General features: G+C 41.8%; 16 protein-coding genes and 1 pseudogene. 7 read left to right on the forward strand and 10 right to left on the reverse strand.

Annotated features, from left to right (window positions below):
* Window positions 1-197 (forward strand): annotated as a pseudogene (locus tag QMF79_RS06645) (transposase); the annotation flags it as partial.
* 10 nt (window positions 198-207) lie between these two features.
* On the opposite strand, the gene QMF79_RS06650 reads toward QMF79_RS06645, so the two are convergent.
* Window positions 208-999: a formate/nitrite transporter family protein gene (locus QMF79_RS06650; protein ID WP_281773216.1), complete on the reverse strand. Its 792-nt coding sequence runs from the start codon at window positions 997-999 to the stop codon at window positions 208-210.
* A gap of 241 nt (window positions 1,000-1,240) precedes the next feature.
* Window positions 1,241-1,681 (reverse strand): acyl-CoA thioester hydrolase YciA, encoded by a 441-nt coding sequence (gene yciA / locus QMF79_RS06655; protein ID WP_049359798.1) that lies wholly within the window; start codon window positions 1,679-1,681, stop codon window positions 1,241-1,243.
* A 125-nt stretch (window positions 1,682-1,806) separates the two neighbouring features.
* Between yciA and pip the strand changes: the two genes are divergently transcribed.
* The 4 genes from pip (at window position 1,807) to fghA (ending at window position 5,185) form a co-directional block, all read left to right on the forward strand.
* The gene (pip, locus tag QMF79_RS06660) at window positions 1,807-2,736 is read left to right on the forward strand and encodes a prolyl aminopeptidase (protein WP_281773217.1); all 930 of its coding nucleotides are present in this window, start codon (window positions 1,807-1,809) and stop codon (window positions 2,734-2,736) included.
* Window positions 2,737-2,858: 122 nt separating this feature from the next.
* Window positions 2,859-3,068, forward strand: coding sequence for a hypothetical protein (locus tag QMF79_RS06665; RefSeq protein ID WP_281773218.1), 210 nt, complete (start codon window positions 2,859-2,861; stop codon window positions 3,066-3,068).
* Window positions 3,069-3,212: 144 nt separating this feature from the next.
* Window positions 3,213-4,349, forward strand: coding sequence for an S-(hydroxymethyl)glutathione dehydrogenase/class III alcohol dehydrogenase (locus QMF79_RS06670; protein ID WP_425591887.1), 1,137 nt, complete (start codon window positions 3,213-3,215; stop codon window positions 4,347-4,349).
* Between the two features lie 8 nt (window positions 4,350-4,357).
* Window positions 4,358-5,185: an S-formylglutathione hydrolase gene (gene fghA, locus QMF79_RS06675; protein WP_281773219.1), complete on the forward strand. Its 828-nt coding sequence runs from the start codon at window positions 4,358-4,360 to the stop codon at window positions 5,183-5,185.
* Window positions 5,186-5,400: 215 nt separating this feature from the next.
* Here the strand turns inward: fghA and QMF79_RS06680 are convergent, their stop codons facing one another.
* Genes QMF79_RS06680 through QMF79_RS06695 form a run of 4 tightly spaced genes read right to left on the reverse strand, consistent with a single transcriptional unit; the run spans window position 5,401 to window position 7,101 of the window.
* The gene (locus tag QMF79_RS06680; RefSeq protein WP_281773220.1) at window positions 5,401-5,871 is read right to left on the reverse strand and encodes a hypothetical protein; all 471 of its coding nucleotides are present in this window, start codon (window positions 5,869-5,871) and stop codon (window positions 5,401-5,403) included.
* Window positions 5,868-6,041 (reverse strand): YoaH family protein, encoded by a 174-nt coding sequence (locus QMF79_RS06685; protein ID WP_082020083.1) that lies wholly within the window; start codon window positions 6,039-6,041, stop codon window positions 5,868-5,870. Before QMF79_RS06685 ends, QMF79_RS06680 begins: the two co-directional genes overlap by 4 nt.
* Window positions 6,042-6,062: 21 nt before the next feature.
* Window positions 6,063-6,788 carry a tRNA pseudouridine(65) synthase TruC gene (gene truC, locus QMF79_RS06690; protein WP_281773221.1) on the reverse strand — a complete coding sequence of 242 codons (726 nt, stop codon included), beginning with the start codon at window positions 6,786-6,788 and terminating at the stop codon, window positions 6,063-6,065.
* Window position 6,789: 1 nt separating this feature from the next.
* Complete coding sequence (locus QMF79_RS06695; RefSeq protein ID WP_281773222.1) at window positions 6,790-7,101, reverse strand: YqcC family protein; 312 nt, start codon at window positions 7,099-7,101, stop codon at window positions 6,790-6,792.
* A 230-nt stretch (window positions 7,102-7,331) separates the two neighbouring features.
* On the opposite strand from QMF79_RS06695, the gene trpCF reads away from it, so the two are divergent.
* Window positions 7,332-8,744: a bifunctional indole-3-glycerol-phosphate synthase TrpC/phosphoribosylanthranilate isomerase TrpF gene (gene trpCF / locus QMF79_RS06700; protein WP_281773223.1), complete on the forward strand. Its 1,413-nt coding sequence runs from the start codon at window positions 7,332-7,334 to the stop codon at window positions 8,742-8,744.
* Window positions 8,745-8,781: 37 nt separating this feature from the next.
* Here trpCF and QMF79_RS06705 read toward each other — a convergent pair whose 3' ends face one another.
* The 4 genes from QMF79_RS06705 to lpcA all read right to left on the reverse strand — a co-directional run bounded on the left by QMF79_RS06705 (window position 8,782) and on the right by lpcA (window position 13,027).
* Complete coding sequence (locus QMF79_RS06705; RefSeq protein ID WP_111426889.1) at window positions 8,782-9,273, reverse strand: dihydrofolate reductase; 492 nt, start codon at window positions 9,271-9,273, stop codon at window positions 8,782-8,784.
* A 229-nt stretch (window positions 9,274-9,502) separates the two neighbouring features.
* On the reverse strand, window positions 9,503-11,347 hold the full coding sequence (locus QMF79_RS06710; protein WP_281773224.1) for an ATP-binding protein: 1,845 nt from the start codon (window positions 11,345-11,347) through the stop codon (window positions 9,503-9,505).
* Between the two features lie 6 nt (window positions 11,348-11,353).
* The gene (locus tag QMF79_RS06715) at window positions 11,354-12,223 is read right to left on the reverse strand and encodes a DMT family transporter (protein WP_281773225.1); all 870 of its coding nucleotides are present in this window, start codon (window positions 12,221-12,223) and stop codon (window positions 11,354-11,356) included.
* A gap of 219 nt (window positions 12,224-12,442) precedes the next feature.
* Complete coding sequence (gene lpcA / locus QMF79_RS06720; RefSeq protein ID WP_005707372.1) at window positions 12,443-13,027, reverse strand: D-sedoheptulose 7-phosphate isomerase; 585 nt, start codon at window positions 13,025-13,027, stop codon at window positions 12,443-12,445.
* 195 nt (window positions 13,028-13,222) lie between these two features.
* Between lpcA and QMF79_RS06725 the strand changes: the two genes are divergently transcribed.
* Window positions 13,223-14,182 carry a sigma 54-interacting transcriptional regulator gene (locus tag QMF79_RS06725; protein WP_040216546.1) on the forward strand — a complete coding sequence of 320 codons (960 nt, stop codon included), beginning with the start codon at window positions 13,223-13,225 and terminating at the stop codon, window positions 14,180-14,182.

Genomic DNA, 14,182 nt, shown 5'->3' on the forward strand with positions numbered 1-14,182 from the left:
AAGTTGGATCAGGTGATTGATTGGCAACCGATCGAACAATACCTGAATCGTCAAAAAACCCGTTACCTTAGAGACCATCGCGGCCGTCCCGCCTATCCCCTGTTGTCCATGTTCAAAGCCGTCCTGATCGGACATCCGATCCCGAACTCGAAAACAGCCTCATCACCCGCATCGATTTCAACCTGTTTTGTTGTTTCTAAAGCAGGTCTATTCGGCACTATCTTTCAGCGTGTCTTTATAAGTATAAAGATACGATGCGCCGACAAAGGATGCGCCACCGACGACATTGCCCAGGAATACGGGAATCATGTTGAAGAAAAACTGCCCCCAAGTGATGTTTGCACCTGCCAAAATACCCGCTGGGATAACGAACATATTGGCGACAAGGTGTTGGAAGCCGTTTAATACGAAAATCATGACGGGGAACCAAATGGCCAGCATTCGTCCGGTTGTGTTTTTGGCGGCAAAGTGCAACCACGCGCCCATACAGACCATCCAGTTACATGCTACTGCCGATACGAAAGCGCGGCCGAAATCCATATGGACTTTTGCTTCCGCCACAGCAATGGTTTTTTCTGCCACGCTGCCTTCAATCATACCGACATAGTATCCAAGGAAAAACGCCATTGCCAGAGTGCCTACCAAATTGCCCATGCAGACGATAACCCAGTTGCGCAGCAGCATTTTGGAGGAAATCCTTCCGGCCAATCTGCCTAAAGACATAATCATCATGTTGCTGGTTACCAGCTCGCCGCCGCCAAGCAGGATACAAATCAAGGCGATTGGGAATACGGCGGCGCCAAGTAAAGTTGCAACACCGCCCCATTCGTGCGGAATGCCGCTGACTACTTTTAAATAGGCAAGATAACCGAAGCCGATGTATCCGCCGGCCAAAATGCTCAAGATTGCCAGTGTGGGGATGCTGGATTGTGCTTTGGCGCAGCTTTTGTCGAGAACAACCTGTAAAATTTCCTGTGGGTATAAATCGCGCGAAGCCATGATGTTCCTTAAAGTGGGTTGAGGAGGAAACGTTGTTTTAAAGGTGGTACAAACTGTCGCGGTAGAGTGGTGTTATAGGGAGCCGGTGTACGGTCTTTGTCTTATCAATCAGCCTAAATTAAACCTAAAAAACAGATACTTCGCCTTGCTTTAGCTCAAAAGAAATATTATTACATTTTGTCTCCATATTAAAAAAAGGCCGTCTGAACATTGAAATTTCAGACGGCCTAGTTTTGGTTTCTTAAACTGACAAATGAGCCAGCTTTGCATTGCCTTCGCGTGGAATAGGGCGCGGATTGCCTTGTGCATCGATGGCGACGTAAGTGAATACAGCTTCAGTAACCAGTTGGCGGTCTTCCGTTACCATATCGTTCATCAAAGTCTTCACCCACACTTCGATTTTCAGTTGCAAAGAAGTATTGCCGACGCGGACGCAATGACCGTAGCAGCATACAACGTTGCCGACCTTTACCGGTCTGATGAAATTCATTTCTTGAACGGCCACGGTGACAATTCGTCCCTGTGCGATTTCTGCCGCCAAAATACCGCCGCCCAAATCCATTTGCGACATAATCCAGCCGCCGAAGATGTCCTGATTAGGATTGGTATCGCGCGGCATGGCTACCGTACGCAATAAAAGTTGTCCTTCGGGTGCAGCATGGGTTTGTTTGTTGTCAGTCATAAAAAAATCCTGTCAAAAAGTGGTATTTTACGCCATTTGTGGCGTTAAACCTATGTAGGCCGTCTGAAAAATCAGCAGGTAAAGTGTTACAATTAAATATATTCATCAGACAAAGGAGAAAGCTCATGCATCCGATTCAAGAACCACGAAATAGCGGTCTTTTACGCGTATCCGACATTCACGAAATCTACTGGGAGGAATCAGGCAATCCTGATGGCCACCCCGTGATTTTCCTGCATGGCGGCCCCGGAGCAGGCGCATCACCGGCCTGCCGCGGCTTTTTCAATCCAGAACATTTCCGCATCGTCATCATCGACCAACGCGGCTGCGGACGCTCCAAACCCTATGCTTGTATCGAAGACAACACCACATGGGATTTGGTTGCCGATATTGAAAAAGTACGCAAAATGCTTGGCATTCAAAAATGGCTGGTTTTCGGCGGCTCATGGGGTAGCACCTTGTCGCTGACTTATGCCGAAACCCATCCCGATCGCGTCAGCGGCTTAGTTTTGCGCGGTATTTTCCTGTGCAGGCCGTCTGAAATGGCATGGCTGAACGAAGCAGGCGGCGTCAGCCAAATTTATCCGGCTCAATGGCAAAAATTTATTGCTCCCGTAGCCGAAAACAAACGCAAAACCCTAATCAAAGCCTACCATGAAATGCTGTTCAGCGAAGATGAAGCCACGCGCCTCAAAGCAGCCAAATCATGGGCAGATTGGGAAAGCTACCTTATTCAGTTTGAACCAAAAGACGTGGATGAAGACCCGCAAGCCTCCCTTGCCATCGCAAGAATGGAAAACCATTATTTCGTGAACGAAGGCTGGCTACAGGGCGATAAGGCTATTTTGGCAAACATCGACAAAATCCGCCATATCCCAACCATCATTGTCCAAGGCCGCTACGACCTGTGCACCCCAATGCAAAGCGCATGGGAACTCTCGCAAGCCTTCCCAGAAGCAGAATTGAGAATTGTCCAAGCAGGCCACTCTTCTTTTGATCCTTCGCTTTCTGAAGCATTAGTGAAAGCAGTAGAAGATATTAGAAGCAAGTTATAAAGGTTAATCAATAACAATGCCGTCTGAAAAAGTTTCAGACGGCATTTTTTATATTTACATATTAAATTCAATATCATATTATCATTGCATCTGTATCAATTTGAATTTTTTAGAATTTCAATATGAAACCTCTAATTTACTACGCCCATTCTGTGCAAGATGAACTCGGTAATCTCTTGCCTTACAAACATTGGCAAACCTTGCAAAGTCATTCGGTAAATGTGGGCGAAATGGCGGCTGAGTTTGCCCGGGTATTTGATGCGCAGGAAATTGCCTGCCAGATGGGACAGCTTCATGACTTAGGGAAATATTCGGAACTCTTTAATCACTGATTGCATGGTGGCTCTTCAGTTGATCATGCTACTGCCGGAGTCAAAATTGCAAAAACGCTTGCTTCAGGGTAGGTTCCAAAGTATAAACTGTGGTTATCTTACTTAGACTAGATAACTTTATTAATGAATTAAAAGGCAAAAATAATGGAAACGAAACAAACCAATTCAATCATCAAATCGCGTGCAGCGGTGGCATTCGCCCCAAATCAACCCTTACAAATTGTGGAAATCGACGTGGAAATGCCGCGTAAAGGCGAGGTGTTAATTCGTAACACTCATACTGGCGTGTGCCATACTGATGCATTTACGTTATCAGGAAGCGATCCTGAAGGTGTATTCCCTGTGGTGCTTGGGCACGAAGGTGCGGGTGTGGTTGTTGCTGTGGGTGAAGGTGTGTCAAGCGTAAAACCGGGTGATCACGTTATTCCTCTTTATACCGCTGAATGTGGAGAGTGTGAGTTTTGTCGTTCGGGTAAAACCAACTTATGTGTCTCAGTGCGTGATACGCAAGGTAAAGGCTTAATGCCGGATGGCACGGCGCGTTTTTCTTATCAAGGTCAGCCGATTTATCACTATATGGGCTGTTCGACTTTCAGTGAATACTCAGTTGTTGCCGAAGTTTCACTGGCAAAAATCAACCCGGAAGCCAACCACGAACATGTATGTTTGCTCGGCTGCGGCGTGACCACAGGTATTGGCGCGGTACATAACACAGCAAAAGTGCAAGAAGGCGACTCTGTGGCCGTGTTTGGTTTGGGCGCGATTGGTTTGGCGGTGGTGCAAGGTGCACGTCAAGCCAAAGCCGGTCGTATTATTGCTATTGATACCAATCCTGCAAAATTCGAGTTGGCAAAACAGTTCGGTGCAACGGATTGTTTGAATCCGAACGATTACGATAAACCGATCAAAGATGTGTTGTTAGACATCAATAAATGGGGTATTGACCATACTTTTGAATGTATCGGCAATGTAAACGTAATGCGTCAAGCATTAGAAAGTGCACACCGCGGTTGGGGGCAATCCATTATCATCGGCGTAGCGGGTGCAGGACAAGAAATTTCAACTCGTCCGTTCCAGTTGGTAACGGGTCGTGTTTGGAAAGGCACGGCATTTGGTGGCGTGAAAGGCCGCTCTGAACTTCCGAAAATGGTGGAAGACTCAATGAAAGGCGACATCCAGTTAGAACCGTTTGTGACCCACACAATGACACTTGATCAAATTAATGAGGCCTTTGAGTTAATGCACGAAGGTAAATCGATCCGCGCTGTTATTCATTACTAAGGTACGCGATGAAACTGATTGAACAACATCAAATTTTTGACGGTTCGCAACAAGTTTGGGCACACCATGCCCAAACGTTGCAATGCGAAATGAAATTTGCCGTCTATTTGCCGGATAATCCAGAGAATCGACCACTTGGTGTGATTTATTGGCTTTCCGGCTTAACGTGTACGGAACAAAATTTCATTACCAAATCAGGCTTTCAGCGTTACGCGGCAGAACATCAAGTGATTGTGGTTGCGCCCGATACCAGCCCTCGCGGAGAGCAAGTGCCGAACGATGCGGCTTACGATTTAGGGCAAGGAGCAGGCTTTTATCTTAATGCGACCGAGCAGCCTTGGGCGACGAATTATCAAATGTATGATTATATTTTGAACGAGTTGCCTGGCCTGATTGAGGAAAAATTTCCTACCAATGGCAAACGTTCCATTATGGGGCATTCAATGGGCGGACACGGTGCATTGGTATTGGCACTGCGAAACCAAGAACGTTATCAAAGTGTTTCTGCCTTTTCGCCTATTTTATCACCAAGCCTTGTGCCTTGGGGAGAAAAAGCCTTTACTGCTTATTTAGGGAAAGATCGTGAAAAATGGCAGCAATATGATGCCAGCTCGCTTATTCAACAAGGCTATAAAGTACAAGGTATGCGTATTGATCAGGGCTTAGAAGATGAGTTTTTGCCAACACAATTACGCACCGAAGATTTTATCGAAACTTGTCGTGCGACAAATCAACCGATCGATGTGCGTTTCCACAAAGGCTACGATCATAGCTATTATTTCATTGCCAGTTTTATTGGTGAGCATATTGCCCATCATGCGGCATTTTTGAAGTAACTAAAAGGTAGCAGCTTCCAAAGCTTTTCGATGAGCTGGTACGGTTAATTGACAAATAAGTATCTAAAAATATGACTGTAGTAGTGTGCTAGCAAGGCTGGAATAGAGAGAAAGTTTTTATCCAGATATCTTTTATACAAAAAATCTGCACCTTAATTAGTTGATTGCTGAGTCCAACTTTTTGAGGGCAGATTTTTTTGTCTGATGCTTAGATATTATTTTACGACTTCAAATGAAAGGTTTTTAAATACGTAGTTACCGACTTGCACTTCCATTCCATATTTGCCAATTGGATCTGACTTACCAAATCTCCAACAACGGGTAATATTCTCTTGGTCTTTTGCAATCACATCACCAACAATCAAGAACTCTTTTTTGTCTTCTGATGCGGTAACACTCATTCCTTCAGAGGCGAAATTGGTTGGTGCGGGTGCATAAAATGCTTCTGCAATGCGCATTCTACCTGTTAACGGTACATTGAGGGAGGTCCAGCAAAGTTGTTGATTTTTGCTTTGAGAAATTTTATTACCTTTTACAGGACGCGGAGATTTTGAGCTAAAATCATATACGTTTAAAACTACTGCTGGCTGACCATTAGTAGGATCTGCAACTTTGGTTTCTGTTTTAGGTGCTGCCATTACAGTTGCAGAAACAAGTGCTAGTGTTGCAATCATCATTTTTTTCATTTAATTTTCTCCGTTTTATCTAATTGATTTTGTTGATATTGTTCTCTTAACTGATTCGCGACAATTTGAATTGCTTGTCCCATACTGATGCCTTGTTGTGCAAGTTTCTGGATTTTTTCAACCGCTTCTTGTTGTTGCTCATGCGTTAATGAAAGTAATGCATTATCCATTTTGTTTCTCTTTTTGTCTAATTAAAAATCAGGGAAATTCCAATTAAAGAACTGAAAAAGCATTTTCCATTGTTCATCAAGCGGTGCTTTTATGGTAATTTTTTGCGAAGTTTTTGGGTGAATAAAATGCAAAAAATGAGAATGTAACATCAGTCGGTTTACGCCAGAATGTTCGCCTAAGGCACGGTTTTGATGCAAATCGCCATATTTAGTATCCCCCATAATCGGGTGAAAAAGATGCTTCAAGTGGCGTCTTAGCTGATGTTTTCGCCCTGTTCGCGGGAAAAGCTCGATCAATGAATAACGCGCGGTTTGATGCTTACCCACAGGATATGGCATTTCCACCGTTGCTAAACCTTGATAGTCGGTTATCGCTTCTTGTGCTTCCTTTTCTTGAGAAAATTTATCCGCCACTTTATCTAAAATCACTTTGAGCGGATAGTCCACTCTCGCTTGTCCTTGCAAATAACCTCGAACCACCGCCAAATAACCTTTTTCCATTTGATGATTTTCGAATAATTCACTCATTATTTTCGCCATGTCACTATTCAAGGCAAACAGCAACACGCCCGAAGTAGGGCGATCTAAACGGTGCAGTGGAAAAACGTGTTGACCAATTTGATCCCGCAAGGTTTGCATCGCAAATACCGTTTCGGCTTTGTCTAACCAACTGCGATGCACCAACATTCCTGCAGGCTTGTTAATCGCAATCAGCTCCTCATCGCGATATAAAATCTCTAATTCCATATCAATCTTTTAACAGCAACTCAATTTGCAAGACAGGAGAGTGGATTGCCTTTAAGTAGCCTTCTTCTTTTAAGGCTTCTTCTAAATAAGGTGTAATGGAAAAATTGCGCGGTAAATCCGCATTGCTATCTAAAAGGGCGTGCATACGTGGAATAAAAATCCATTGTAGCCATTGCGTTGGTGTAAGCGTTTCAATACAGAAAGGCTGAGGGTTGGCAAGCGCTTCTGCTGAAGGTGGTGCGGCTTCCCAGATTTCGTGGGTTCGCATGGCAATTTGTAAATCGGTTAAATGTTGTCTAATTTTGGTTTTCATTATTTATCTATCCACAAATAGTATTATGCTATTTTTAACAATTTGTAGGGGCAAATTATATTTGCCCTATTGATTTTGCCCTGAATTATGGGGCTAATGTAATTAGCCCCTACACCAGATAAAATATTAATCATTAAGCTTGATATTTTAGGCTATTTTCTTCCTATTTTGGACAGCTTAGAGTAAACTTTTTGTAAAAATCTAATGATGACGAACAACAGAAGGTAAATATGCAAACCAACCAACCGACTATTCTTCAAAAAATTGTGCAAGACAAAGCAATCTGGGTAGAAAATAAACAAAAAGAACTACCGCTTGAGCAAATTTTGCCACATATCATACAAAGCGATCGCCATTTCTATGCTGAATTAGCAAAAGGTTCGCATAATCAGCCCGCTTATATTTTGGAATGCAAAAAAGCCTCGCCGTCTAAAGGGGTAATTCGCGCGGAATTTGATTTAGATGCGATCGCGAATGTCTATAAACACTACGCCTCCGCCATTTCAGTGCTTACTGATGAGCAATATTTCCAAGGCGATTTTCGCTATATCAACCAAGTGAAACAGCAAACCACGCAACCGATTTTATGTAAAGATTTTATGATCTCGACATATCAAGTCTATCTTGCCCGCTATTTCAATGCGGATGCGATTTTGTTGATGCTTTCTGTGGTTGATGATGCCACTTACACTGAACTTGCCGATCTTGCCCACTCACTCGGAATGGGCGTGCTAACGGAAACCAGCACAGAAGAAGAGTTTGAACGAGCTTTAGCACTAGGGGCAAAAATTATTGGCGTAAACAACCGCAATTTACATACGCTTACTATTGATATGAATCGGATTGTGCGTTTGGTGGAAAAATATCGCGATAGTATTCCTGCTGACGTTCGTTTAATCTCTGAATCGGGCGTATACAATCACAGCCAAGTGCAACAAATCCAACCTTATGCACACGCTTTTTTAATCGGCAGTAGCTTAATGGGAAGTTCAGATCTAAACAATGCAGTGCGTGCGATTATTTTCGGCGAAAACAAAGTGTGTGGATTAACCCGTCCGCAAGATGTTAAAGCCGTGTATGCATTGGGCGGACTTTATGGCGGGTTAATTTTTGCCGAAGGTTCGCCACGCCAACTCTCGCTTCGTCAAGCTCAAGAATTGGTTGTAAATGCACCGCTTCGCTATGTGGGCGTATTCCAAAATCAAGCGGTCGATTTTGTCGAAAAAATAGCAAAACAATTAGAACTCTTTGCAGTGCAACTGCACGGAAATGAAGATGAAGATTACATCAACGAACTGCATCAGCGTTTGGCAGGCACAATTCAAATTTGGAAAGCCGTTTCTATTGATTTGAATGCCGACAATGTGGTCATTGATGATAACTCGCAAATCGACCGTTTTGTGCTCGACAGCAAATTAGGCAATCAACAAGGCGGCACGGGCAAGGTTTTTGATTGGTCGCTTATTCCAGAAAACATTAAAGCAAAATCGTTGCTTGCTGGCGGTATTAGTCCAGAGAATATTGAACAGGCACTTCAACAAGGCTGTTTGGGGGTAGATTTAAATTCAGGCGTGGAAAGCAGTAAAGGCGTAAAAGATTTTACGAAATTGACCGCTTGTTTTGAGAAGATAAAAAAAGGTTGAAAATAAAGCCCCTAGCTTGGGGCTTTATTGTATTTTGCTAATCCACTTTCTTCCAAATCATAAACCGACATTGATATGGATTTTGCATATCAATATCTGAATATTGTTCTGATTGTAATGCCCAATTCTCCTCATCAAATTCAAAAAATGTGTCGCCCTCTATGTTGGCTTGAATTTCCGTGAGATAGAGCGTATCCGCTTGGGACAAGGCTTGCTTGAACAACTCCCCGCCACCAATAATCATAATTTCATCCACATTTGCAAATGTTTTGGCTAATTCCATAGCTTGTGCAAGGTTAGAAGCAGAATAAGCCCCTTCAGCCTCAAAGCCTGAACGAGAAAGAATAATATTCGGGCGTTTTGGCAGTAATCTTCCGATAGATTCGTAGGTTTTTCGTCCCATGATCACGGGCTTACCGATGGTATTTTGACGGAACCACGCTAAATCAACAGGTAAATGCCACGGCATAGTGTTATCTTTACCGATAACATGGTTTAGAGTTCGTGCAACAATAATACTGGTTTTCATATTTTTCTCTGATGTAAATATTTATATATGAGGTTGGATTCTATTCTGCAAAACCTTCCCTGCCTCTCTTTGCTAAAGAGGGGAATTATTCTTTATGAAATAAAATTTATCTGGCTCATTTTCATTTTTAGGTGTTGAAGTAAAAAGATAAAATTTAAATGTACTACGATAAAATCCCTTCTTTAAAAAGAGGGAATGGGTGATTTGGTAGTAAAAATAAGCAAAGAAATCAATCGTTTTTTTCAATTGTCCATTTCAATTCTTGTAAATTATCTTTCCACTCTTTCTGGATTTGCTTTATCCAATTTTCTATCTGATTCTCCCAGTGCTTCCCATCATCAGTTTGTGCTAACTGGGCAATTTCTTGTAAGTGATTTAGTCCCACAGAAGCAAATGCCCCTTTGATTTTATGAGCTTGATCCGCTACTTTTTTACGATTTTCTGATGAATTATCTTGTTGCCAACGAGAAAAATCATCATTCAGTTCTTTCAAATAGTTAGGCATCAATTGCTCGAATAGCACAAGATTAGCTAAAACACCTTGTTTTCCCATTACACTTAACAACTCCTGAACCATTTGTGGGTTATAAGGTAAAGAAGGGTCATCAACAAGCGGTGAATTTTCTGCAGAAATTGGCAAAATCATATAGCCAAAATGTTCGTGTAAGCAGGTTGAAAGTGATTCCAATGAAAGGGGTTTGCGGAGCACATCATCCATTCCTTGCTGTTGGTAATCAGCTTTGGTCTGCATAATATTGGCCGTTAAAGCGATCATCAGAGGCAAGTAATCAAGCTCTTCAGCTTTATAACGGCGAAGTAACTCTTGTGCAATTGCAGTGCCTGTTGTGTCTGGCAGTTGAATATCAAGTAAAATTAAATCATAGCTATTGTGCTCAAATTTTTGGAAAGCTTCCGCGCCTGTCATTGCGACATCTACTTTACATCCAAATTTTTCAAGCATTGTTTTCGCGACAATTACATTCACTTCCACATCTTCAACTAGCAAGACTTCCAAGCCTAAATCGACAGTTTGAATTTGCAGATCGTTCACTACTTCTTCCGCTTTGATGAAAAGTGTAAACGTTGAGCCCTTGCCCAATTCACTCTGTACGGTAAGATCGCCTTGCATTAACTGGGCAATCTGTTTTGAAACTGCTAAGCCAATCCCACTGCCTTGTGCTTTGTATCCGTTAGAATTTTCTGATTGGTAGAACATCTGGAAGATCTTTTCTTGCTCGCTTGTTGCAATGCCAAATCCTGTATCTTGCACACTAAATTGCAAATATTCGGGCGAGTGGCTTTCAATATTTAAGCGAACTGAGCCACCTTCAGGGGTAAATTTCACTGCATTGCTGAGCAAATTCCAAAGAATTTGGCTGAGACGAGCGTTATCGGTCAGAATAAATTCAGGTAGATTTTTTGCATAATTCAGCTCAAATTTAATCGCTTTTTTGCCCGCCATTAGCTGAGTAAAATGGTTGATATCGTGGATGATTTGCATCATTTCAACAGGTTTATTAAACAACTCAATGCGTTTACTGTCGATTTTTTCGAGGTCAATAATATCGCTAAAAATATTGCTCAGCGACATCGCACTTATATTGATCGTTTTTAGATACTCCCGCTGTTGCTCAGCGTTCAATCCACCATCAAGTAAAATACGGCTGAGCCCAATGATGCCGTTTAGCGGTGTGCGAAGCTCGTGGCTAATGGTTGCCATCAACTGCGTTTTATCTTGGCTATTCTTTTCAAGACGTTTATTCAGTACAAAATCTTGCTCACGTAAACGCCCTAATTCGAACACATTTTGTTCTAATTTAATCCGTGATTTTTCTAATTTTTCAACAATTACATTAAAAAAGTAGATTACAAATGGGGCTGAAATCAGCCCAAAAAGTACTGAGCGAAGAATATCAATAGCGAGTACTTCGCCCAGAAACAGATAATCCAGAAAAAATTGTAGCAAAATAGCCGAAACAGCAAGCACGACAAAACCTAAAATAGCCGAACGGATTTTGCCAAGTTTGATAACCCAGTTTACGTAGTTTTCACTACATTTTTTGAAGATCCCCATTATGTATTAACCAAACAATTTCTCTGCGTACATACATAAAATTGCAATCACACCGAAGCCAATACCAACAGCATTTAACTTGCTGATTTTCTCTTTAAAGATAAATGCCCCTGTGAGTGCACCTAAGCAGATTACACCGAGATCCATTCCTGCAAATACGATGGTTGGGCTGTCACTCATATGTTGGTGTGCTTTGATGTAGAAAAGAATATTAAAGAAGTTCAACACGCCTAGCAAAATGCCGCCTAAGAAGCTTGGCACGTTCCATTGTGTGCGTTTAAGCATGAGGTAGATAAAAATAATCGCACCTGCTAGTACAAACGAGATAAAAAGCGTAGTTGGGAATGCCCCACCCATTTTCGAGATCTGTTTGAATAAAATGCCGATTGTGCCGTAACCAAGCCAAACTAACCCTAAGAAAAGTACCGCTTTGCCTGCGTTACCTATCTCTTTAGTTGGTTTAGAAAGTAAGCAGAATAACGCAAGGAAAGCAATGACCACTCCCACAATACGTAAATGGCTTAACTCTTCATGAAAGAGGAAAACGGCAGCAATGATTTGCAAGAATAATGCTAAACGTTGTGCAGCATCTGCTCGAACAATCCCTGCGTATTCAACTGCCTTGGACATAAACACAAATACAGAAGGTAACAAGATACCCAATGAAAGGAAAATCGGCTGAGCTTCGCTTTCAAGGAAAAATTCTGTGAATCCTAAGCCTTTGAAATCAGGTTGCAGTAAGAAATAGCAAAGTGAAATTGCCGTCACGTAGTTAAAGGCAATTGCCTGTTCAATCACAATTTGCTTAGAGCGAGCCACTTTTAATAGCACAGAAACTGCAACGCTACAAAAGACGGCAAGAATAAGAAATAACATAAACTCTCCTTTTTCGTTAATTTCTATATAATTGAATTTCGCGATTTTAATCTATTTTTTATGAAAAAGTGAGTTAAGCGGTCGGATCTGTTATATTTTTTGCAATTTATTTTCTGCAATATTTTTTCTAAAGAAAAAGCATAACTCATCAATATTCTATGAATTATGCTCTCCTAAAGTGTGTAGATTTTTTACAATCTCAGTTTGTGAAGGAAAATCTTACGCTTCTTTCGCCATCTCAAACTCAATCAACATCATTAAAATGTGGATGACTTTGATATGGATTTCTTGCGTGCGGTCTGCATAACGGAAGTGTGGCACACGGATTTCTACATCCGCAAGACCAGCCATTTGACCACCGTCTTTACCCGTCATTGCAATCACTTTCATCCCTTTTTCTTTAGCTGCTTTGATTGCATTTAAGACGTTTTTAGAGTTGCCTGAAGTCGATAAACCGAAAAGCACATCGCCTTTTTGACCGACCGCTTCAATATAGCGAGAGAACACATATTCATAACCGAAATCGTTACTGACACAGCTTAAATGACTTACGTCTGAAATCGCAATGGCTGGATAACCTGGGCGATTTTCGCGGTAACGTCCAGTTAATTCTTCTGCAAAGTGCATTGCATCACAGTGTGAACCACCGTTACCACAAGAAAGTACTTTACCACCTTGTTTGAAGCTATTTGAAATTAACAATGCCGCATCTTGAATAAGCTGAATGTTTTTCTCATCGTGCATAAATTTATCAAGCACATCGGCAGCTTCTTGTAATTCTGCTTTAATTTGATCTAAATACATAGAAATTCCTTGAAAATGCAACAAAACGGCAAAAATTCACCGCTTGTTAGGTTAAATAAGCGTGCAAAGTCTAGAAGATTGTCTGGGGAATGTAAACATAAAAAGAGTAGATTAAATTATTTTAGGCTGTAAACAAAACTTTCCAAAAATAGATTTTCAGGGTATTATCTTTCCATCAATTTTGAGGATTTCACTATGAACGCAACTCAGAACACTACGCCATTTGACCAAATCTTAACCCAATCTTCTAATATGCAACAGGCAATCGAACAAGCCAAAAAATTCGCTTTGCTCAATGCACCGCTGTTAATTGAGGGGGAAACAGGAACAGGCAAGGACTTACTTGCTAAAGCTTGCCATCAATTTAGCCATCGTGCAGAACAAAAATTCATTGCAGTGAATTGTGCTGGGTTGCCTGAAGAGGAAGCTGAAACGGAGATGTTTGGTCATCGAGGAGTAAAAAATGAGAGTGTAGGCTTTTTTGAATATGCGAATGGCGGCACAGTGTTGCTTGATGCCGTGTCGGAGCTTTCGCTTGAAATGCAGGCGAAGCTGTTACGTTTTTTGAACGATGGTTCATTTCGTCGTGTAGGTGAAGATCAAGAGCGAAAAGTGGATGTTCGGGTGATTTGTACTAGCCAAAAACCACTTAATCAGTTGGTGGCGGAGGGTAAGATGCGAAAGGATTTATATTACCGCTTAAACGTGCTCACTCTTAAGTTACCACCATTGCGTGAACGCTTGGACGATTTACCGTTATTGGTAGAGCATTTTGTTAGCGAAATCAGTAACCAGCTTGGTGTCTCCACATTGGAGTATGATCGCATCTTTTTAAACGCCCTTTCTCGCTATAGCTGGGCAGGTAATCTGCGTGAGTTGCACAATGTGCTTTACCGAGCTTGTACCTTAGCACATAGCTATCGTTTATCTGTTAAAGATCTCAATTTACCCAATTCGATGTTAAGCACAACTGAGATCGTAACTCATTTTCCCGAAACAGGCTCGTTAGATGAAATGATGGCTCAGTATGAAACCGAACTACTACGTAAATTTTATGCTGAATATCCGAGTACGCGGAAACTCGCCCAACGGCTTGGCATTTCACATACTGCTATTGCTAATAAATTGCGAGCGTATGGAATCAACAGCAAATAG

The organism is Pseudohaemophilus parahaemolyticus (genome assembly GCF_938021905.1).
Lineage (GTDB): Bacteria > Pseudomonadota > Gammaproteobacteria > Enterobacterales > Pasteurellaceae > Haemophilus_A > Haemophilus_A parahaemolyticus_B.

What these genes read in the sequence shown, in the direction of transcription:
- QMF79_RS06650 (WP_281773216.1), bottom strand. Translation starts at nt 999, where the DNA reads ATGGCTTCGCGCGATTTATACCCACAGGAAATTTTACAGGTTGTTCTC.
- yciA (WP_049359798.1), bottom strand. Translation starts at nt 1,681, where the DNA reads ATGACTGACAACAAACAAACCCATGCTGCACCCGAAGGACAACTTTTA.
- pip (WP_281773217.1), top strand. Translation starts at nt 1,807, where the DNA reads ATGCATCCGATTCAAGAACCACGAAATAGCGGTCTTTTACGCGTATCC.
- QMF79_RS06665 (WP_281773218.1), top strand. Translation starts at nt 2,859, where the DNA reads ATGAAACCTCTAATTTACTACGCCCATTCTGTGCAAGATGAACTCGGT.
- QMF79_RS06670 (WP_425591887.1), top strand. Translation starts at nt 3,213, where the DNA reads ATGGAAACGAAACAAACCAATTCAATCATCAAATCGCGTGCAGCGGTG.
- fghA (WP_281773219.1), top strand. Translation starts at nt 4,358, where the DNA reads ATGAAACTGATTGAACAACATCAAATTTTTGACGGTTCGCAACAAGTT.
- QMF79_RS06680 (WP_281773220.1), bottom strand. Translation starts at nt 5,871, where the DNA reads ATGAAAAAAATGATGATTGCAACACTAGCACTTGTTTCTGCAACTGTA.
- QMF79_RS06685 (WP_082020083.1), bottom strand. Translation starts at nt 6,041, where the DNA reads ATGGATAATGCATTACTTTCATTAACGCATGAGCAACAACAAGAAGCG.
- truC (WP_281773221.1), bottom strand. Translation starts at nt 6,788, where the DNA reads ATGGAATTAGAGATTTTATATCGCGATGAGGAGCTGATTGCGATTAAC.
- QMF79_RS06695 (WP_281773222.1), bottom strand. Translation starts at nt 7,101, where the DNA reads ATGAAAACCAAAATTAGACAACATTTAACCGATTTACAAATTGCCATG.
- trpCF (WP_281773223.1), top strand. Translation starts at nt 7,332, where the DNA reads ATGCAAACCAACCAACCGACTATTCTTCAAAAAATTGTGCAAGACAAA.
- QMF79_RS06705 (WP_111426889.1), bottom strand. Translation starts at nt 9,273, where the DNA reads ATGAAAACCAGTATTATTGTTGCACGAACTCTAAACCATGTTATCGGT.
- QMF79_RS06710 (WP_281773224.1), bottom strand. Translation starts at nt 11,347, where the DNA reads ATGGGGATCTTCAAAAAATGTAGTGAAAACTACGTAAACTGGGTTATC.
- QMF79_RS06715 (WP_281773225.1), bottom strand. Translation starts at nt 12,223, where the DNA reads ATGTTATTTCTTATTCTTGCCGTCTTTTGTAGCGTTGCAGTTTCTGTG.
- lpcA (WP_005707372.1), bottom strand. Translation starts at nt 13,027, where the DNA reads ATGTATTTAGATCAAATTAAAGCAGAATTACAAGAAGCTGCCGATGTG.
- QMF79_RS06725 (WP_040216546.1), top strand. Translation starts at nt 13,223, where the DNA reads ATGAACGCAACTCAGAACACTACGCCATTTGACCAAATCTTAACCCAA.